The 20933-nt window shown below is 37.5% G+C and carries 15 protein-coding genes; 1 reads left to right on the top strand and 14 read right to left on the bottom strand.

The genetic code is table 11. The features are described 5' to 3' along the window. Window positions 1-78: 78 nt before the first annotated feature. The 14 genes from ACSZOX_RS03340 to ACSZOX_RS03275 form a co-directional block, all read right to left on the bottom strand. Entirely contained in the window at window positions 79-594 is a 516-nt protein-coding gene (locus tag ACSZOX_RS03340) for a GNAT family N-acetyltransferase (RefSeq protein WP_437918339.1), read from the bottom strand. A gap of 83 nt (window positions 595-677) precedes the next feature. Next, entirely contained in the window at window positions 678-2084 is a 1407-nt protein-coding gene (locus ACSZOX_RS03335; protein ID WP_437918338.1) for a PLP-dependent aminotransferase family protein, read from the bottom strand. Window positions 2085-2426: 342 nt separating this feature from the next. After that, window positions 2427-2789: a hypothetical protein gene (locus tag ACSZOX_RS03330; protein WP_437918337.1), complete on the bottom strand. Its 363-nt coding sequence runs from the start codon at window positions 2787-2789 to the stop codon at window positions 2427-2429. A gap of 15 nt (window positions 2790-2804) precedes the next feature. Next, window positions 2805-4124: a TolC family protein gene (locus ACSZOX_RS03325; RefSeq protein ID WP_437918336.1), complete on the bottom strand. Its 1320-nt coding sequence runs from the start codon at window positions 4122-4124 to the stop codon at window positions 2805-2807. 1 nt (window position 4125) lies between these two features. Further along, window positions 4126-6288, bottom strand: coding sequence for a peptidase domain-containing ABC transporter (locus ACSZOX_RS03320; protein ID WP_437918335.1), 2163 nt, complete (start codon window positions 6286-6288; stop codon window positions 4126-4128). Window positions 6289-6517: 229 nt separating this feature from the next. After that, window positions 6518-7597 carry an HlyD family secretion protein gene (locus ACSZOX_RS03315; protein ID WP_437918334.1) on the bottom strand — a complete coding sequence of 360 codons (1080 nt, stop codon included), beginning with the start codon at window positions 7595-7597 and terminating at the stop codon, window positions 6518-6520. A 436-nt stretch (window positions 7598-8033) separates the two neighbouring features. Then, window positions 8034-8891, bottom strand: coding sequence for a glycerophosphodiester phosphodiesterase family protein (locus tag ACSZOX_RS03310; protein ID WP_437918333.1), 858 nt, complete (start codon window positions 8889-8891; stop codon window positions 8034-8036). Between the two features lie 4 nt (window positions 8892-8895). Next, window positions 8896-10095 (bottom strand): metallophosphoesterase, encoded by a 1200-nt coding sequence (locus ACSZOX_RS03305; RefSeq protein WP_437918332.1) that lies wholly within the window; start codon window positions 10093-10095, stop codon window positions 8896-8898. A gap of 277 nt (window positions 10096-10372) precedes the next feature. Next, window positions 10373-12022, bottom strand: coding sequence for a SusD/RagB family nutrient-binding outer membrane lipoprotein (locus tag ACSZOX_RS03300; RefSeq protein WP_437918331.1), 1650 nt, complete (start codon window positions 12020-12022; stop codon window positions 10373-10375). Between the two features lie 18 nt (window positions 12023-12040). Beyond that, window positions 12041-15676: a SusC/RagA family TonB-linked outer membrane protein gene (locus ACSZOX_RS03295; protein WP_437918330.1), complete on the bottom strand. Its 3636-nt coding sequence runs from the start codon at window positions 15674-15676 to the stop codon at window positions 12041-12043. Between the two features lie 128 nt (window positions 15677-15804). After that, window positions 15805-16779, bottom strand: coding sequence for a FecR family protein (locus tag ACSZOX_RS03290; RefSeq protein ID WP_437918329.1), 975 nt, complete (start codon window positions 16777-16779; stop codon window positions 15805-15807). A 58-nt stretch (window positions 16780-16837) separates the two neighbouring features. Next, on the bottom strand, window positions 16838-17458 hold the full coding sequence (locus ACSZOX_RS03285) for an RNA polymerase sigma factor (protein ID WP_437918328.1): 621 nt from the start codon (window positions 17456-17458) through the stop codon (window positions 16838-16840). Between the two features lie 206 nt (window positions 17459-17664). Continuing rightward, a complete protein-coding gene (locus ACSZOX_RS03280; RefSeq protein ID WP_437918327.1) occupies window positions 17665-18573 on the bottom strand; it encodes an EamA family transporter in 909 nt (302 codons plus the stop codon). Between the two features lie 67 nt (window positions 18574-18640). Continuing rightward, the gene (locus ACSZOX_RS03275; RefSeq protein ID WP_437918326.1) at window positions 18641-19879 is read right to left on the bottom strand and encodes a hypothetical protein; all 1239 of its coding nucleotides are present in this window, start codon (window positions 19877-19879) and stop codon (window positions 18641-18643) included. A 373-nt stretch (window positions 19880-20252) separates the two neighbouring features. Here ACSZOX_RS03275 and ACSZOX_RS03270 point away from each other — a divergent pair, with 373 nt between their 5' ends. Further along, window positions 20253-20933 (top strand): ribose-5-phosphate isomerase A, encoded by a 681-nt coding sequence (locus tag ACSZOX_RS03270; RefSeq protein WP_437918325.1) that lies wholly within the window; start codon window positions 20253-20255, stop codon window positions 20931-20933.

Below are 20933 nucleotides of genomic sequence, written 5' to 3'. Positions count from 1 at the left end.
CTGGCTATAATCCTGCTACACAAGTGAAAACGTAAAAAACAATCTTATTCGAATAAGCTAGCTGCATATTCATTTCTATCACACCAAATCATTTACTCGCGCCATTAAATATGACGAAACGCTATATATTTTATGCTGACTTTTAGCTAAAATCTGAAAACCGTAATTTTCTAAAAAGGGGATTAATAGACTATTCTCCAATACCATAATCCAATGGTGATAAGAACGTGTGCTAGCAAAGCATTTATTCCAAAGTACCGTCCCTATTTCCTGTACATCATACGTTGGAAGAATATAGAATGATAAAAGTTGAACCGATTTTTGTTCCTTAAATATTCCTTGTTTATCTACGGAATTCTTAAAAAGAACATATCCTACAGGCAAATCATCAGAGAAAGCTATAACCATTTGCGTACCTAGAGCATTCAACTCATCTATCGTATCATTTCTGTTTAAGAATTTATTTTTCAACCCTTCGACATTGTCAGTAGTTTGTAAATAAGGGTAAAATTCATTCCACTCCGCCTCTCTAAGTGACAGAAAAAAATCGATTCCTTGATCTGATCCTACAACAAATTTTGATATAATTTTCATTTATTTTCTATTTCTCACAAAAATAGTCCCTATCAAATGTCTATCATCGATACAGAATATAAAAAAAACATCGGTACAGCAACTCAGCGAATGGATAAACCTATCTCCCTTATAAAGTGGAGTGTATTTATAGTGATATTTTCGAAAAATGTAGCTCTAAAATGAAAATCAAAGGCATTTGTCAAAGAAAATGTTTTTCCAGGCGTAAAACTAACACCAAAATCATTACAAGATTTAAAAAACTGTACCATATCTGTACCTTGAGGTAACTGATTCCAAAGACTAAAACCACCATCTGGAGTTGACATTAAGGTTTTTTCAGGAAAAAAAGTTCGGATTTGTTCTGTAATCTCGGCAGCCTGAAGTTGTAAGTAACGCCTAAAAAAACGCAAATGCCTATCATAAGCCACCGAAGACAATAACTTTATTACCATCTCCTGATTTATAGCAGACACACTTCTCCCTAAAGAAAACTTTAATCGTTCTGCAGCAGAAAAATAGCGCCCTGGCGAGAGCCATCCGAGACGTAGACCTGGCGCAACAGTTTTTGAAAAGGAAGAGTAGGTAAGAACCAAACCTCGGTCATCATAATTTCTAATCGTACTGGGTCTAATTGCTCCAAAATATAGATCGCCGTAGATATCATTTTCTATAATAGGAATATCATATTGGCAAGCAATAGCATAAAGCTCTTTCTTTTTTGCCTCCGGCATTGATATACCCGTCGGATTATGAAAGTTAGGGGTTACGACAATTGCCTTAATAGGACTCGATTTACAGACGGATTCAAGGTAGTCAGTATCAAAGCCGATAGTATGTCTAACTGGAATATCAACCGTACGCAATCCAAGATTAGACAGCACCTCCAAAATTGAAAAAACACATGGACTTTCTACCGCGACTATATCATTCGGCTTTGTAATTACAGCAAGAGAAATATACAAACTTTGCAATGCACCATCCGTAATTAAAATCTCTTCAGACGGGACAAATGCGCCATGTCGAGCTATTCGCTTGGACAACAATTCTCGGAGCTCTACGCTTCCATTACTGGGATAGTAGCGAAGAAGAGCTGCCCCCTTCTCCCGAATGATTTGCTGCATAATCTTCAATACCAACTTTTGAGGCATTATATAATCACCAGGGATAGCGGCATTAAGATTTCCTCCCAAAAACTTCTGCTTTCTAGAGGAAGTAATAGAAACCTTATGTCTAAAATCGGAATCTACAGAAAATGGAACAATACTCTTGTCTTCAGCCTTTTTGTCCTGTTGCAATTCGTCACTTACAATATATCCCTTACGCGGGATACTTTTCACAAATCCTTTAAACGAAAGATAATCATAGCCTTTTTGTATAGTACTGACACTAAGGCCATAATCTCTCCTTATCGTTCTTACAGAAGGTAATTTATCTCCAGCTTTAAGTATGTTTTTTATAATTTTTTCCTCAATAACGGAAGTAAATAGCTGATGGCGATATGTTTTCATGATTTCAAAATACTCAACCTCGCTAAATATACGCTTTTTGGATTTGCATCTTAAAAATGAACATTTATCTATTTGTTCATCACTTCACTGTCGCAATATTTCATCTTTCGATAGACCCACTTACTATTAAAATCACCAAAGAAGGAAAATGTCCAAAACGACTAAATGATCCGATTTATCGTTGCCTAGTAACTAAAAAACGTTAAACAAGATAGCCCATAGAAATATCTAAGTTTAACGTTTTTGTATAGACATTCCGGATTTCACAACGTCTTATTTAAACAAAGGGAACTTGTCTATAACGACATTATGTTCCACCAGTAATTATGTTCAAGAATTCTATTACTTCAAATTCTTGAAGATCGAATTCAAAAAAGATGAAAAATAATTTCCGCCCAGATTTAGATTTGAAAAATGCCCGTAATCGTCGATACATCCAGCCTCGTACAATCTGCTATCGGTATCCGATAATGGCTGCATACTTACTTGAATAAAGATTCGATATTCAAACTCATAAAAATACGTTTGTGAAGCTCTATCATATTGGATAGGGGCTCCTGTTTCTCTCAGATATTCAATTATTCGAGCTAATCGGGAAACAGAAAGGTCTAACCTCCTAGCTAAATTTTCAGGTTTACCGGTTCTTTTTTGAGAAATCAACTTATCAAGTAGATTTAATCTTTCAATTTGCTTAAATAGTTGCATAGTAGATTTGCTTATTTATAAAGTTTCTTCAATAAAGAATTTGATCATTTTTGATACAAAAAGACAATTATATTTAGCCTGTAACATTTCACTTTCAGCTTTCAAAAGATTCCCTCGTGAACTGTTTAAGTCATATATTGAGCTTTTCCCTGCTTCATAACTTTTACTTGTAAAACTTAGCGCCATCTCTGCACTTTCGAACATATCTTGTGCCGCCTCATACTGATCCAAATAGGCCCAATAATCAAAGTACAATTTCTCGACATCCTGCTTGATGACTAGATACTGCTGTTTCACTTGAATATCGTTCTGTTGGATGTAATGTTGATTTTTGGCAAGGGTATTTCTCACTCTTCCTTTGTTAAAAATTGGAATGGATAATGTTATGGCTACTTGTTGCGCAAAATTATCTTTTATCTGCGGAAAGAAGCGTCTATCTCCTGTAGACACAAGACTATTAAAGTATAGACTACCGATTAAAGCACTTCCCCGAACAGCTGGATAACGATCTGCTTTAGCTATTTCATTCTCTATCTCGGTCGTCCGTCTCAACAGCTTAAGTTTCTTAAGTTCCGGATGATTGCTTGCCGATTGCTCTATTGCATCCTCTAATGAAAATCCTAAATGTGACGACGGTTCATATCCTTTTTGGTCTTCAACAATATCAAAATTCTTATAATCGAGCAACTGGATCAACTGCACCATATTTAATTTAGCTCGCTGTACATCTTGCTCTGCCTTTTTCAACTGTTGATTTTCTCTCGCTAAATTAGCTTTAGCTTCGTACTGAACGGTCAATGCAGTCGTGCCAGCATTTGTCGTTTTAACTGCCTTTTCATATTGTAAATTAGCGTAAAACACAGCTGTATCCACAGCCCTAGCTATTTCTTTGTTTAACTGAATAGCGAGATAATATTCAATAACCTTGATAGCAATATTCCGTTTCAACACGCGAATTTCTTCTTCGCTCACACCAACCAGAAGCGTCGTTCTTTTAATGTCTTTTTTTAATTTGCCATGATTATAGAGCGTTGCATTGATATCTATACCAAACTCTCCATTTAGGTTGTCATTTCTTCTGGTATTCCCAAAAACGTCTTGGCCTTGTCCAAACTTAGAATACAAGCTCGAAAATCCACTCACTTCTGGAAGCTTTTCATTTTTAGCGATCTTGAGGTCTACAAGTTTTACGCCATTGTTAATCTTACTATTCTGGATTTCCAAATTATTTTCTTGTGCAAATTGAATACAGCGCTGCAAAGTCCACCTTTCCTGACCGAATCCCGAAAACCTAGTCAACAAAAAACAAGAGACAAAAACAAATATTCTGATCATGTTATACCTCCAAAAGTAAAGTCTGTTTATCCCACATGCTGCGATACACCGAATCTTGAAGTAGTAAACTATCATGTGTTCCTTCCTCAACCACTTTACCTGATTTCAGAACCATAATCTTATCCGCATGTGCAATCGTACTCAAACGGTGAGCTATTACAATCATTGTTTTACCTGCAGCTTTAAATGCTTCCAAGGTCTTTTGTATAATCTGTTCCGATTCCGTATCAAGTGAGGATGTTGCCTCATCTAAAATCAAGATATCTGGATTTTTATATAAAGCGCGTGCAATAGCAATACGCTGTTTTTGTCCTCCAGATAGCAATGCTCCATTTTCCCCGAGGTAAGTCTGAAAACCATTAGGAAGCTTCTCGATAAAAGATAAAATATTAAGACTTTTCGTAATGTCTAAAATTCGCTGTACATCTGGAAAATCTTCTCCTAAAGCGATATTATCGATTACATTTCCAGAGAAAAGATCGATTTGTTGTGGTACAACCGACACAACCTGTCGCAACGAATGGTTTGAAATATAATTCAAATCATATTGGCCAATAGTGATTTTTCCTTTTTTTAACGGATACAGGCTTTGCATTAATGCCGCAATGGTCGTTTTTCCCGAACCACTTTCTCCGACAATTGCTGTTGTCTCTCCCTTTTTGAATACGCAGTTAAAACCGTCAAAAACATCTACTCGAGAACAGTAGCTAAAAGAGACATTCACGAACGATATATCGCCAACATGGCTTGAAGTAAGGTCGAGTTTTTCGGTAGATTCTTCGCGCTCCAAATCCATAATTTCGAAGAGACGATCTGATGCTATAATTGCATTCTGGATGGTTTTATTCATTCCTATCAACTGGGTTACAGGAGCCGTAAAGTAGCCTACTAACGCATAAAAAGAAAGTAATTCTCCTGGAGTGATAATCTGCTCTACGACATATTTAGCACCAACCCAAAGTAGAATTATCGTGAATATTCTTGATAAAAACTCAGATGAATTAGCAGAAAACAAACCATTCATCACGGACTTGTAGACAGTTTTTAATAATGTACTAAACCTAGTATCCGTTTTATTATTAGAAAATCCTTCCACACCAAATTGCTTAATCGTTCTAACAGAATTTAGCGATTCTACAAGATGAGACTCCAAATCAGCACCATCTTCCATAAGCTTACGTTCTACTTTTTTATTTAGTTTATTGGTCAACCAATAGACAGCAAAATAAAAAGGAATGACCAATGCTAAGACCAGTGCCAATTTCCAATAATAACTGAACATTAACGCAAAAGAGAAAATTACAATAAATACATTGACAACAATTTGTATAGAAACGTCATTAATAAAAGCTCTAATTTTAACGGCATCATTAACCCGTGAAATGATTTCACCGACCTTCATGGTATCAAAAAAACGTTGAGGAAGTTTTAGTATGTGCTTATAGTAGCCAAGGATCAAATATTTATCAATACGCTGGCCTGTCTCTAAAACCATCACACTTTTCATTGCTCCAATAAAAATTTGAAAGAGCAATAGGATAACCATACCGATAGATAAAAGATTGAGTAATCTAATGTTACCATCAATAAGAACATAATCTGTAATCTTTTCAATATATAAGGATGTAGACAACCCTAAAATAGTATATACAACGGCACCAATCAGGGCCTGGGTAACCACCGTCTTATGAGGTTTAACCAAATTCCAAAATCGGCGATAAACGCCAACTTTTTCATTACGTTGCTCAAAGTATTCATTTGGCTCTAACAAGATCAAAACACCTGTCCAAATTTTTTGAAAATCTGCTATGGTATGCTTTTCCATTTTTCCAAAAGCAGGATCCATTACATGTACATGTGTTTTGTCTACTTTATAAATGACGACAAAATGGTGCAGTTGATTCATCACGATAATGTGGGCGATAGCTGGTAAAGGAATTTGGCCAAGTGCCTCTAGCCCGCCTTTAACCCCTTTAGCATGAAATCCCATATCATTTAACCCTTGTGTCATCCCTAATATATTTGTCCCTCTTGTATCTGTATGGCAAATTTGTCGAATCTTAGCAATGGGAAGATTCAGTCCGTAATGTGACGCTACCGAAGAAAGACAAGCTGCTCCACAGTCCTTGATATCATGTTGTTTTACTATCGTTCCTTTTTTCATCTGTAAATTAGTTACTCATTAGTGTCTGTTTCAGATTATACTTATACTGCCTTTAGTGGTATAAGCATTACATTTCATCCGTCTAAACAAGTTTGTTGCACTCCAATCGTTTTTTTACCTTGATCAAGTGCTCAGGTTTACTTATTTCATCCGATAACCATTCAGTAATAATTTTATATCCATGAACTGGGGTACGGTTTCATGAATAAATCATATAATTTCTCTTCCTTTATATTAAGTTTGGATTAAACCAATCGTCAACTCTATCGAACAATAACTGCCAGAGCGTACGATCTAAAAGATAGAATCGTGCTGTGTATGTACTCCCTTTTTGCACCTCTCCTTTGTAACCATTTTTTAATTGAAGATAATTTTTATCCATAGAGCACCTGACTTTGAAAAAGCTCTGTCCATTCTCCATCGTGACAATATTCTGGTCAATATCATCCACTATACCTTCAATCGTGCCCCATTGATTGTAGTTATAAGTATCGATTTGAAACCGCACTTTCTGCCCTTTTTTGATCAAGCCTATATCATTGGGAGCAACAGAACATTCAGCAATTAGATTACTATCTGCAGATATCTCTACAACGTTCTGTCCTTGGATTAAGAAATTACCTTCTTGAACTCCGGAAAGATTAACCAGTCTGCCTGCGACAGGCGAACGTACAATGTAGTTTTCTCCTTCAATTTTTATTTGAGAAATATCGCTGTTTACCGTGGTCAACTGCCGTTGGACTTCTCTCTTTTGCGCTTGCCATTGTGCCATCTGCTCCTCTTGGATAGCGCTGATTTTACTTTTAGCATTTTTAAAAGTGAAAAAGGTTTTATCGTACTCGGCCTGTGGAATAACACCTTGATCAAACAGAACTTTAGAACGGGAAAGATCTTTTTCTGCCAATTCCAATTGCGCGTTTAGTTCTTCAACTCGCTCCCGAAGTGTCGCCACCTCTTTTTGATATTGTCCTGTGGAAAGATTTTCAAAATTGCCATTTACCAATTTAGATAAATCGGAAAGTTGAGCACTGTAATCGCTATTCAATCCATCTTGCAGTTGCTTCTTTGCTCCCAGATGTTCTGAAGTAATAACAAGTAGTGTATCTCCTGCAGAGACCTCCTGATTATTAAATTTAAGATTGGATTTAATAATACGCCCACTAACAACCGATACAATTTTCGTATTTTCAGATACAGGTCGGACAATACCTCTGGAAGAGGTCGAAACTGGTATTTTAACCAATGGCATCGTTGCAATCGCGCAAATAACCAATACAACAATGGAAATATAAATGGTATTTCTTTTCATGCTACTTTTTTAAAAAAACGTTGATTAACGTCTTTTTCCTGTTAAACCATAGTAGATGCTTCCCGTACACATCTTTTAATAACATAAAAGTAAAATCGGAGGCACTTAAATGAAAAGCTCGTTTACAATTCGTAATTATGGGTTTACAATTCGATGCTTTTTCAACAAAATTTATCGAATAACGATTATTTATTTACACAACCCTACTATATAGAGAAATATAGGATGGAAGTTCACTTCGTATCATTTCTTATTTAACAGGAGATGTTCGCAGAAAAACGACGATACAAGATTCAAAAACACAGAGCGAATATCACAATAAAAGCTTCTTTCCTAAAAGATCTCTACAGATTTTGCAGCAAGAAAATAGGTGTTAAATAAATAGTAGAGACACACGGGAGGTGGTCTCTACTAATGATGAGATTCATCGTTTTTACTAGTTTTTATAGGAGATTAGGGTCTGGTTCCATAATGCTGGATGATCAGTTTGAATGATATTGACAAATGGATAAGCCATGAGGAAAGCTTTGTAAACTTTTTCCCCCTCTAATTCAGCCTTTTCATCGAAATCTCCAAGACTATTCATCCAAAAGTAAACACCTTGCGATTTCAACTTAAGCAGCCGCTCATGATCGCGAAACGATTCGTCGATGTGTATAATCTTGGTCAGATTAGTTTTTAAAATCTCATGCAGATCTTTCATACTTCTTGCCCGAGGAAATAAAGTTATCGAAGGATTAATACGGTGTACACGTTCCATATCCCTATGATCATAGAGAAAAAAAAGTACTTCATCTTCCATACCAACTTTCTCAATAAGTTCAAAAGTCGGATGAATATATTCTTCTTTTTCCTCTTTGAAATCGAGATCGATAATACACTTTCCTTTACAAAAAAGTAAAACCTCGTTTAAGGTCGGTATACGATGTTCTGATATTTCGCCATGCGGTTCCTTTCTCAAGGACAAAGCTTGTACTTCTTCAAATGTAAGCTCACTAATCTTTCCTTTTCCTGTAGTTGTACGATCGACAGTATTATCGTGCATAAGTACCAAAACACCATCTTTCGTACTACGAACATCGACTTCTACAATACTCACTCCTAGCCGGATAGCTTCCTGTATAGACGCTATAGAATTTTCAGGATAATCAATATGAGCCCCTCGATGCGCTGCCACGTGTCGCTCGTTTTTGTTCAACTTATCCAATAACAATTGCGATTGTGCATTTACATCAGATAATCCTACCAAATTGACAAAGATCCAAGACAGCGAATAACCTATTAATCTTCTCATATTTTTATTTTTTTGGCAACTCAAATGAATCAAACAACTCACCATTAAGCTTGTAGCTAGAGAAATAGAGTTTGTTATCCGTTACTCGAATTACTTGATACAGCTGTGTCCGAGAAGCGGAGACCTCCATCCAGCGTTCAGAATCAGAATCATACATTTTAGGCCCAGCTACAGAAAGTAAATAAATGGGACGAGGTGCGTCAACAGCGCCACGAGCGTAGGTATGATCGTGACCTTGTAGAACCATATCAACACCATATTTTTCAAAAATAGGTTTAAAACGTTCGCGTAAGATAGTATTATCTCTATTTTTTGCTGTCGAATACACCGGATGGTGCATTACTACGAGGTTCCATTTTTTCTTTGATGACTTCAAAATTTCTTCTAGCCATTGTTCTTGGATAACCGCAGCTGCAGAATCCAGCATAATTAATTGGGAATTTAACGACACAATACGTAAATCTTGATAATCTAAGAAATAAACAGCATCCTGTAAGTTCTTAGGTCCATTTTTAGGTAGATTAAACTGTACGGACCAATGAGGATCTAGAACTAGCCGCTCCAAAGAATCCCTGCGATATTCATGATTCCCTGGCGTAGGAACAGCAGGAATTATTTGGTGTATAAACCCTGCGCCTTCATACCATTCTCCCCATTCACTATCTGTATTCGATCGATTGATAAGATCACCCGCATGAACGATAAATCGTGCATTTGGCTCCTGTTGAAAGGCTTTTCGGATACTACGCGACCAACGTGATCGCAAATCATTTTGAGCATCTCCTAGATAGATAAACGAAAAATCGCCAGAAGCATTAGCTGTACGAAATTGATTCCAAGAGCTCCACAGCTCACCATCGCCTACACGGTAAACGTAGACTGTACCAGGTTTTAAATTCGTAAAAGTAACATGACCGTACTCGTCCATTTTTCCGGCTCCCCGATCCAATAGCGCAGATGTTCCATGAACTAAGCGTGCATTTTCTTCCAAATCAGGGTTACTCTGCTCTTCAACGATCTGCCCGACAAGTTTATGGGATTTACTATGAGTTCTCCAACTAACAGATTGTGTTGTGGCAGGGTCGTCGGACCAAGTCAACATAACACGATCAGGATATTGACTTTGATCGTTAGTTTGTGCCGTGCTACTCAATACAGCACAACATAAACTTAGACTAAGCAATAATTTCTCTATTTTTTTCATATGTAAATTATTATTTATAAGGATTAGATTTCATTGGAATAAATGAGCTCGTTTCACTCGGTTTGTCTTTTAAAATCCATATGGAATGTCCAGATTTGCTTTGGAGAGCTCACTTCGTTCGGTTATCTTTGATGAGCCCTCCGGGGTTATTTTCATTCGTATTTGTGTTTTTGCAATCATGGACATTCCATAGATGTATAAATCAATATTGAAAGACGTCTAGTAAACTTAAGCCAAATACATAAAGCCTATGCTGCGTTTCTCAACTGTTTCACGCTTACCAAGGTTTATTCGTGCCTTGTAGCAACCAGGGTTTAGACCACGCACTATTTTCGTTATCCGCCTGCGAGTAAGCTGTTTTTTCAATACGTGCTAAGGCTTCCTCTGCATTTTTTTGATTTACACTCATCTCAGTCTGCATATAGGGAATACGTACAGGTAATTGCGTCCTTATAGCCGCAGGGCCTGCCTTCAATTTCGGATACCCTGTCCTTCTGTAATCAAACCATGCCTGCGCAGCAGTAGACCAATTAGAAATCCATTTTTGTTCAATAATTTGTTCTTGTGTATTTGCGAAAACGACTCCATCTTGTTGAATATAGGTTGCATAGTCAGCAGATTTACCCCAACTTGTTAGCGAAAGCTGTACAGCTCTTTCATAATAAGTCTTGGCATCTTCAGGTGTTGTCCATCCTTTCAAAGCGGCTTCCGCTAAAATAAAGCTCACCTCAGAGGCTGCCAAGAGACGAGCTTTTAACAAATCACCTTTTGCGGCGCGGTAAATGTCATTCAAGTAGGAAACATGCGGATTCATCGAGGTCTGTCCGGGTGTCGGATTCAGGTTGTAGGCTGAAGGATTCTTAGAGCCACTCGCTGGCAAACCTACATAATCTGGATCAGTATCTACCGCAATTCCTTCTACCACATCTGGCGATACAATACGAACTCCGTTCACAATTTTATCGGTTTTCGCAGGTTCCGTAGCTCTCACTTCAATAGGGATCTCTACAGGCTTTGCCCATACCGAGAGACGCGGATCATGCAGTTCTTGTAAACGATCAACAAAAGTTGCACACATCTTCATGCGACGAAAATTACTCCCACTTGCATCGAAAACTGTATTCGATGGCCATGAATCACTTGAATTTACCCCTACAAAATCCATCAACACCTCATCTTCCACCGAGGTTATTAATGGAAATTCAGTAGGATTAGCCAACATAGTCTCTATCCCTTCTTTAGCAAAGGCCGGTTCTTTTTCTGATAACCGCATGTAATAACGTAAGGCCAAGGAATTTGCAAAACGTCGCCATTTTAACACATCTCCATCAAAATAAAGATCTGCGCCAGCCAGTACTTCATATGTTCCATTAGGCTTAGCTAGGACTGTATTCGCTTGTTTTAATTCTTCGAGAATTCCCTTATAAATTACATCCTGTTGATCGAATTTAGGGAAGTTATAGTTTACCCCACCTAAGTCTGCCTTAACAGCATCTGTGTAAGGTGCATCACCCCACAAATCTGTGATAAGCCCAAAGATGTAAGCGCGCATAACAAGCGATACACCGTGATGAAAATCGAGACCTAATTCTTTCGAGCGAGTTAGCATAAGTTTATTATCACGTAGGTATCCATAATAGGCATCCCAACTTAATATCCCTCCGGTCAATTCGTAGTCGTTATGTCCATCGAACCAAGCGTCCTTTTGTGTATGCTGCATCACACCGCCCAAATCAATAAAACTCAACTCATTGTATTTACTCGCAGCACCACTTAACACTGTTGAAAGTAATAGATTTGGATTTACATCCTCCTCACTGACACCATTGGGGTTTATATTTAATTCGGTCAAATCCTTACAGCTGGATAATCCCAAGCTTAAAGTAATAGCAAAAAGACATGCACTGATTTTTATATTTTTCTTCATTTCGTGTGCCCTGATAATTTAAAATGTTAAGTTTACTTTGAATCCAATAGGCATAGACCAAGGGTTTACGTTATATCGTTCTATCCCCTGTTTGAAACCTCCTCCCGATTGTGGTTGAAAAGCCATTTCTGGATCTATTCCCACTTTAGCCTTTGTCCAAAGGATAATATTCCGTGTGTATACGCCTACACTACCCGCGTCAATTCCCATACGTTTCAACCATTTTCCAGATAAATCGTAGCTAAAAGACAACTCACGTAGTTTAATAAACGACGCATCAAAGGTCGCTGCACTCATAAAGTCCCACGGATAATTATCCGAATACAAAATATATTTCGTTCCTTCACCCCCTAAATTTTCGGTATATCCTGTAATGTTCCCTTCGGCATCATACTGCGCTATCACACCTGGATTAAACACACCGAAATTTCCAACACCATCCACTGCATAACCGCCATATTCTTCACCTGGTCCCCCAACAATTGGAAAACGATTTCCTTGTACACGTACCAAATCATTATCAATCAAATAATCGCGTAGATCGTCTCCCGTTAAACCATTAGGATTAATCAACTGGTCCAGAAAACGTTGTGTAGTCAAATTAGACTCAAAATACCGATAAGTTTGCGACATAAACTTGCCCCCAAAACGCATATCAGCAGCGATGTTCATCGTGATTTTTTTGTAGCGTAATGTCGACTGCACGCCCATACTAAAGTCAGGGTTGAAGTTTCCAATTTTATTACGGCTATTGTTGATACGAATCGCTTGCCAAGAGCCATTACTGTCCAAAATCGGATAACCGTAATATGGTGATGATGGATCCTCGACAGTAACAAGCTTCGAGTCATATAGATCACCTACTTCTTCGCCTACGTAGGTTCGAGCACCTCCACGTCCCTCAGTCCAAAAGGTATGAAATTCAGCTCCCTCCGATAGTTCCATAATCCGAGTACGGTTACGATGCCAGTTTACACCAATATCCCATGTCCAGTTTTCTTTCTGAATAGGGCGCCCAGAAATAGCCAACTCAATTCCATTACTACGAAGCAAGCCTGCATTGATATTTTTCGAAGTAAAACCACTCGAACTTGGCAACGAAGCTCCTATAATCTGGTTTCTATTATCGAGCTTATATATGGTAGCCTCAAGCTTTAATCTGTTTTGGTAAAGACCGAAATCTGCCCCAACTTCGTAAGAAGTTGCAATCTCCGGTTTTAAGTCGGGTGTCAATAGCGAGCTCGATCGTGTTAAACGTAGAACCTCACCCCAGCTTCCTGGATTGCTAACAATATTAAGAAGGTTGTAGGGAGTCGTGTCATTACCTGCTCTAGCAATACCACCACGAAGCTTGAACAGGCTGACTTCTGCCGTCAGTGGAAGAATCTGGTCTACTAGTACACTTAAGGAGGCCGATGGATAAAAATACGATCGATTCGCTTTAGGCAAACTACTCGCCCAATCGTTACGGGCGGTTAAATCCAAGTAAACCATATCCCGGTAACTTAAGTTAAGTAAACCATAGACGCTATTCACGGCCTTCTGATTAAGCGTACTTAAAAAATCTAGATTCAATGGGCTAATATTCGACAGACTATATAAACCTGGCGTAATTAATCCTGATTCATTTTTTGATGCATTTCTCACCGAAGTCCCTCTATAATATCGTAGATTTCCGCCCAAAGAAGCCGATGCATGAAAATCACCTAACTTTTTATTATACGATGTCAAGAAATCAACATTTTGCTCCATATTCATTAAATTGACAATACCATATGATCCCCGAGGTTCGTTCGTATAGCTATAAGGAATTTTCGTCTCGCGATTTTCCCAATAGATATCATTGGCATACCGTAACATAAATGTCCAATCTTTCTTAATCGTCCAATCCAAACGCAGATTTCCAAATACGCGGTCCCTTACGAAAGAATTATTTACACCGTAAGCTAAAAAGTATGGATTATTATGGTTTCCTGGTGACTGGGAAAGCTGCTGTAACTCTTCTTGACCAGAAATCCAATAATCTTTTAAATCCAAAATATTAATATGTGGAGCAACCTCATACGCTGCTTGAAGCGGATTGGTACCACGATCTCCCGCTGGACGATTATTGGAATTGTTACGACTCGCATCCAACGACAAACCTAAAGAAAGATTATCCCGAATATGCATTGTTGAATTTATATTCAACGTATTCCTAAAAAGATCAGAATTAGGTACAATTCCGCGGTTGTTCATGTTCGAATATGAGAAACGATAGTCTAAACTTTCACTTCGATTTGCCAACGAAATACCATTAGTAGAAGTAATTCCTGTCTGTACAAAATTTTTGATATTGTTGGGATACGATCGTAGTTCCGTTGGAATCGGATTTCCGTTTTCATCTAACGGGCTATTCCACTGTACAGCTTTGTAGCCTTTATCTAATGCAGGACCAACCATATAGCTCGACCCTTCCTCAATAATCAAGTCGCCTGGCTGATCCCCCGGCTTCCAAGGTGTCGTACCACTTGCAAACTTATTATGCAAACCAATAAACTTATTCGGAATATCAAATACCGTATTGCTATTTACCGCAACGGTCATTTTATCAACATTCTTACCACTTTTTGTCGTGATAAGCACAACACCATTTCCTGATCTGGAACCATAAAGTGCGGATGCACTTGGTCCTTTTAATACAGAAATGCTTTCGATATCTTCCGGATTAATATTGGAGATCGCATTACCATAATCGACTTTATTATCATCACCTATCTGTCCAATGTTGTTTACCCCATTTGTAAGAGGTACACCATCTACCACAAAAAGAGGTTGATTATCGTTACTCAACGAAGTAGCTCCACGAATCACCATACTTACCGAAGACCCTGTAGGACCAGTCGAACTAATAGACACTCCGGGAACCTTTCCTGCCATACCGACCAAAAAATTATCATTGTTCATCCGACTGATGTCTTCTCCTTTGACAGTACCTACGGCATAGCCCAAAGAACGATCTTGACGTTTTATACCTAATGCTGTTACAACTACTTCACCTAATTCACTTTGGTTGGTTTGCAAAGTAACCTGGCGTACAGTTGTGTTAGCATCAACATTAACGTTTGCTAATTCTTTATTGATATAGCCGATGTGGGTAATCAGAATTTCATAATTTCCACTGATTAGATTAATTTCGGCTTCTCCTTTCGCATTTGTTAAGACACTTTGTTTGGTAGAAATAATCTTAACTGAAGCACCTGCAACAGGCTGTTGCTGCTCATCTGCGACTTTCAATCGTAATACATGCGATTGTTGTATGACTTTACGCGTCAGTACAACACCTCCGTAAACTTTTTTTGATTGAATATTAGTATTCTGTAGAATGTAACCTAATACCTCATCAAAACTTGCATTTTGGAATTTTTTTTCACTGACCTTTACCTTTTCTAGTTGCAATACTTGTTTATCGTAACCTATAGCATTACCTGTTTTCTGCGAAAGAGCAGACAATGCTTGTTCTGCAGTACTACTTCTTAAATGAATACTTATCTTATCTGACGAATCTGTATTCTCCCTTACGTTCACTGTGATAGCTTCTGCTCCTTGTGTATAAGTGAGCGGACAAAGCGCAAACGCGACAGCTAATTTCGTAAGCTTAACAATTTTATACATATATTTGCGTAAATGTTTGTTTTAAACATGAATCTTAACGGTGCTCACTGGTCGATTTAGCGGTTTGCCAGATGAGCACTTCTTTCAGAAACTCCCCCTAGTTTCTATAATTCCTAATTAGATAGTTTTTAGTTATACAGTATTATTTCATTTTTATCCCTCCTAAATTTTAATTGGTGAATATTACATATGATTGTAAGAATCTGATCTAACGATTCAACTTGTGGTATCAGCAGTGAGTAGCTGAAACTCCGGGTATTGAGATTATCTGTTTTAAGTACCAGGCCATACCTTGATAACATCAATTCACTTAATTCATCAAAGCTCGCTCCATCCAACATAACCCCTCCAGTAGTCCAGATATTAGCATACGCTGGATTACTATCGAAACCTGTAAACACAGCATCATTTGTATTGTAACGCAAGCTCTTCCCTGCGACTAGAATATGTTCTTCATTATTTTGTTTTCCAGTCACACGCACGCGACCAGTCTTCACATTAACTACAACCTGCTGCAATCCTAATGCATTATTTACGTTGAAAGAAGTACCGAGCACCTCAATATCAAGAGTTCCTGTTTCTATAGAAAAAGGATGCAAAGAATCACGATGTATATCAAAAAAAGCTTCCCCTTGATCCAAATATATCTTGCGATTTTCCCTAAAACCATTTTCGTCAAATCGAACTTTCGCATTTCCGCTAAGAAATATAGAAGAACTATCTGGCAGCCTCACCTCCTTTATTCCACCAGGTTGCGTAATAACTTCTTTCCAAGCCGTTTGATGAAAAAGATCAAATTGGATTTCCTCTTTATAGAAAAACAACACCGTGGCGATACCGATAAGTATACAAGAAGCTGCAACCGAAATCCAAGACTTCTTCCAAATCCCAGCCTGTTTGTTTTTTTTCGTGACTAGAATAGATAAATTAGAAAATAACTCCTTCTCGAGTTGATTACGATGGTGTTCGTTGACAAAAGGATTTACCTCTTCCGAAGAAACCGCGTTATACCATGTATCGACTTTCTTCTTATCGTCGTCTGATAGGCCCTCTCTAATATACTCTTGTATAATCTTTTTAAATCTTCCTGAATCCACCTGCATATTGATTTTATTATACTACAGTTGGAAATGGGGAAAGTACTTTAATTAAAAATGTTGTTTATGTTAATAAATTATGAACACAGTAAGAGCTTATTAAAAGAACCAGCATGCCATCATGATCGGCAAAACGTTGAGTCAGTTCTTTCTTAAGAATTTTCTTAGCTTCCGATAGATAGTTTTTTACAGTTTGCTCCGCAATATTGAGATGTTCTGCGATCTGTTGAATGGAATAATTATCGCTACGCATTTGGTAAACTGTTTTCATTAAGCCGGGAAGCTTCGCAACCGAAATTTCAACAATTTCTTCTAACTTTTGGTATACCGTCGCGCTCGTATTTTCAACGAAAACGGTGGTTTCCATTCTATGTAACATATTTTCTACAACATCTTTTCGCACACGCTCAGAGGCGTAATAGTTTAACACTTTGTTTTTAAGTGCTCGAAAAAAATACGGTCGCAATGAGATATACGCGCTGTTGATTAAACTCCTTTTCTCCCAAATATGTATAAAAACCTCCTGAACCACATCTTTGGAAAGATCCTCATCACGCAAATGCCGATACGCAACCGTATAAAGCTGCTCCCAATAGAGGTTAAAAAAATATGCAAATGCACGCGGATCCCCATTTTTAAAAAGAGGTAAATAGAGAGATTCTTCGCCGGGTTTGGTATTCGTCACGGTGCAAATATAGCTTGACAACGTTAGGAGAATGTTAATTTTTCATCAACCTTTAGAAATAGGACGCTGTCGCCATTACAGGTAAAGACCAAGTTGATAAGGCTGCTCAAGTAAATCTAATCCGTAATGGAGATCTTCTATCCTACTCAAATAAAAAAAACACCAAGATTGGAACGAAGTTTACAAATATTTCCGAACGCAATCCATCACGCTAATTCATCTATTTTGACTTTACGTTGTTTTCTAGCGTACAAAAAGGCGAGGTTAAAAATAATGACGGCTGTAAAAATCATTCCAAAGGCAATAATTTGAGTTGTATTAATAGGCTCATTATAATAGAATATGGCCAGCAAAAAACTGATCATCGGGTTTAAATACAGCAATGTCCCCACAATTGAAGAGTCTAACGCCTTTAAGGCAAAATTATTAAGGAATAAAGGGATAATCGTATATACAACTGCGATGATGGCAACAAAAACATAAAAATTTCCGGTTTTTGGAATATCATTTTCAACCATACTTAGGATAGGCAGTAACAGGAGTGTGCTAATAACAATATGGATGGTGAGCGTAAAGAATTTATCTATTTGAAATCTATTCTTTTGAAGCAGCAAATAGATGGCATAAGACAATGCAATAGCCATACTGTAAATCAAATCCATAAAGTGTCCATATGCAAGTATAACGCAGCTAACACAGCTTAAAAACACGGCAAACCACTGCACTTTATTCAATTTTTCCCGCAAAAAGAAACTGGCCAAGACTGTCGTCAAAATGGGGCATATGAGATAGGCTAAAGAAGTGGCATTTACAGTTACAGTATTCATTACATAAATAAATGAGAACCAATTCAAGCCCAACATGACAGCACTTACTAAAATATTTACAATCAGCTTACCCCTTTCTCTTGTAGATAAAGTCTGTAAATAGTTTATACTGGCAAAAACCTGCTTTCGTCGAAAAACAAAACATGCCAAAGCAATACTGATCGAAGCAAAAACTACACGGTAGATAAGAATATCGAGCGCTGGATAACCACGTAAAGGTCTTAATACCAAAGCAAAGGTTCCCCAAATGGCAAAACCAGTTATGGCAGACAAATAATGTTTCATCATTTTTCTAAAAAGCAAACATGTACGAAGTTATAAAAAATACCTAAGACAACTTATCCTAGTCAGCCTGTTACTTCAGTCCATCGTCCAAAACCTTTTTGCTCAACTTAAACTCCCTGTATGCAAAGGCCCCCGATTTGTAGCCTATAACCGCTCCAAATTCGATTTCTTCAATTGATGCATATTTAGGAAAAACAGCAGACCGATACACATTCGACGCAACCATAGGCTTTTCGAATACACGAAAATGTATACCATCTTTTGAGTAAGCTAAGTAATTTGAAGTAGATGTATATCCTTCTACGTTTCCAATAGCTAAACACAGAAAGTAGTAGCCATCTATATATGAGGCTTGTAAATGCCATGTGGAATATCGACGATCAATCTCAAGCCAGGGCTTATTCATAAATTCTACTTTATCGCTATTTCTATATTGTGTAAAATCTAAACCATTTAATGATGATCTAGATCTAATATCTGTGAGTATAGGAGATTTATAACTCGGTTTAAAATCTACTTCATAACTAACAATCCGGTTGTTCGTTCTTATAAATGACGGTGAAATAATATGGTTATCTTGTAGTGAGGCAGGCTCATTACTATCGTAAACTATCTCCAAAGGCGTCCAATCAATTCCATTTTTGGATGTCTGCCGAACTATAGTCCGTTCTGCATCTTGAGTTAACTTATTAGCATTATTCTCACTTTTTGCGCCCCATTTTTTCAATATTTGATTAGAAAAAAAACAACCTCGATAGTACAACTGAAATTCTGTTCCATTAAAAATCCAATCTACATCTGACCAATATCCTTGATTTGGTTTACCGTTGGCAGGTGTATATGAATCTTCAAGAGCTGGGGGACGTTGAATCGGATTAACAAGTCCTGCTGGAGTGATCCAATTTTTACCATCATCGGACACGACAACCGTTGGGTTTTCATAAAGTGCAGCCGTACGATCAGACCCTATTATGCCGAAGTAGGGAGTAAAAACCATCCAATATTTATAACCGTTGAAACCCAATGGAAAATATACCACATCGGGATGACAATAGCTTGCTTTTGATCCAGAAATATCGCGAATAAGTTCATTCAACGAACCACCAGGTATATTAGCATTTGCAATAGCATGAATATTAATTGTGCCTAGGTCTGTAGTGAATCCATTAGGTATTGGTAATTTCCCATTGATTACCCCTGGCGTAGGTTCTGGCTCTGGTACAGGCTCAATATCTACATGAACATTTTTTTTACAGGCTATAGCCAAAAAAAGGGCAAAAAATAGCCATAGACTTCTTTTAAACAACATAATTTGAAAAATAACTTATATTAATAATATTGGTCGTTGATCTCCCCTACTTTGCTCGATACTCCCTAATTTTAGTTAACAAATACAAATATCTATTAAATTTCCCGATATAGCAACATATGTAACATCATCAGCTTACCTAAAAAAGAAACAACTAGATCTCGATTAATTACAGTCAATCATAATAATTGACTGTAATTCATAAAACGAACAATTCAAATACATTCCTTATTTATTAAATCAGTTATGACTGAAAAAAAACAACTATATACAACGAAACTTTAGAGGTACTTTACTAAACTAAATCTATAAAAACCTTATCTATCAAACATAATGATTATCTTACTACAATAAAGTCATCAAAAAACCGTAAATGATAGATCTGAAAGAGATAATAGCGCATTCGGCCCTGGATCAAATACAAGAAGGACAACGAATAGGATTGGGATCGGGAAGAACCATAATGAAACTGGTTGATATCTTGGTTAAGAAAAACAAGCTAATCTCCTCACTGGTTCTTTGCTCTTCGTGTCCCAATACGATCACCATGTTAAGAGAACGGGATATATATGTTCAACCCCTTGACGAAGTTGATCATCTACACATATACTTTGATGGATGCGATCAACTAGATAGTCGATTAAACGCTTTTAAAAGTGGAGGCATCATCTTCTCCAACGAGAAGATTTTAGCGTCGTGTGCAGAAAATTTTGTACTGCTAGCAGAGTGTACAAAATATATCGAAAAATTGGACCATACCTTTCCCTTTTCGCTAGAAGTAGCTAGCCAAGCGAAGGCAGCAGTTTTTCATCAATTGAGAAGCGTATTTCCTGATGCCAACATACACTTTAGAATGTCGTCTGACCCTACTGAAACAGTAAATACGGTAACAGGGAATCCTATTCTCGACATAAGGTTTAAAAAGTTACCCGAACTAGAACGCCTCAATGAGCTAAAATCTATGGCCGGGATTATCGATCACTCTTTATTTTACGCATTGGCAACAAAGGCTATTTTAGCTGGCCCAAGTGGTTTACATTTATTGAAAAAATAA

Source organism: Sphingobacterium sp. LRF_L2 (assembly GCF_965644235.1).
Taxonomy (GTDB): Bacteria; Bacteroidota; Bacteroidia; order Sphingobacteriales; family Sphingobacteriaceae; genus Sphingobacterium.
The sequence above is the reverse complement of the archived record's forward strand: the minus strand, read 5'-3'. Positions and strand labels throughout refer to the sequence as shown.

Excerpts from the sequence above, each read along its gene's own strand:
- ACSZOX_RS03335 (WP_437918338.1), bottom strand. The coding sequence starts at position 2,084 with ATGAAAACATATCGCCATCAGCTATTTACTTCCGTTATTGAGGAAAAA.
- ACSZOX_RS03300 (WP_437918331.1), bottom strand. The coding sequence starts at position 12,022 with ATGAAGAAAAATATAAAAATCAGTGCATGTCTTTTTGCTATTACTTTA.
- ACSZOX_RS03325 (WP_437918336.1), bottom strand. The coding sequence starts at position 4,124 with ATGATCAGAATATTTGTTTTTGTCTCTTGTTTTTTGTTGACTAGGTTT.
- ACSZOX_RS03320 (WP_437918335.1), bottom strand. The coding sequence starts at position 6,288 with ATGAAAAAAGGAACGATAGTAAAACAACATGATATCAAGGACTGTGGA.
- ACSZOX_RS03315 (WP_437918334.1), bottom strand. The coding sequence starts at position 7,597 with ATGAAAAGAAATACCATTTATATTTCCATTGTTGTATTGGTTATTTGC.
- ACSZOX_RS03275 (WP_437918326.1), bottom strand. The coding sequence starts at position 19,879 with ATGTTGTTTAAAAGAAGTCTATGGCTATTTTTTGCCCTTTTTTTGGCT.
- ACSZOX_RS03330 (WP_437918337.1), bottom strand. The coding sequence starts at position 2,789 with ATGCAACTATTTAAGCAAATTGAAAGATTAAATCTACTTGATAAGTTG.
- ACSZOX_RS03270 (WP_437918325.1), top strand. The coding sequence starts at position 20,253 with ATGATAGATCTGAAAGAGATAATAGCGCATTCGGCCCTGGATCAAATA.
- ACSZOX_RS03290 (WP_437918329.1), bottom strand. The coding sequence starts at position 16,779 with ATGCAGGTGGATTCAGGAAGATTTAAAAAGATTATACAAGAGTATATT.
- ACSZOX_RS03305 (WP_437918332.1), bottom strand. The coding sequence starts at position 10,095 with ATGAAAAAAATAGAGAAATTATTGCTTAGTCTAAGTTTATGTTGTGCT.
- ACSZOX_RS03310 (WP_437918333.1), bottom strand. The coding sequence starts at position 8,891 with ATGAGAAGATTAATAGGTTATTCGCTGTCTTGGATCTTTGTCAATTTG.
- ACSZOX_RS03295 (WP_437918330.1), bottom strand. The coding sequence starts at position 15,676 with ATGTATAAAATTGTTAAGCTTACGAAATTAGCTGTCGCGTTTGCGCTT.
- ACSZOX_RS03280 (WP_437918327.1), bottom strand. The coding sequence starts at position 18,573 with ATGATGAAACATTATTTGTCTGCCATAACTGGTTTTGCCATTTGGGGA.
- ACSZOX_RS03340 (WP_437918339.1), bottom strand. The coding sequence starts at position 594 with ATGAAAATTATATCAAAATTTGTTGTAGGATCAGATCAAGGAATCGAT.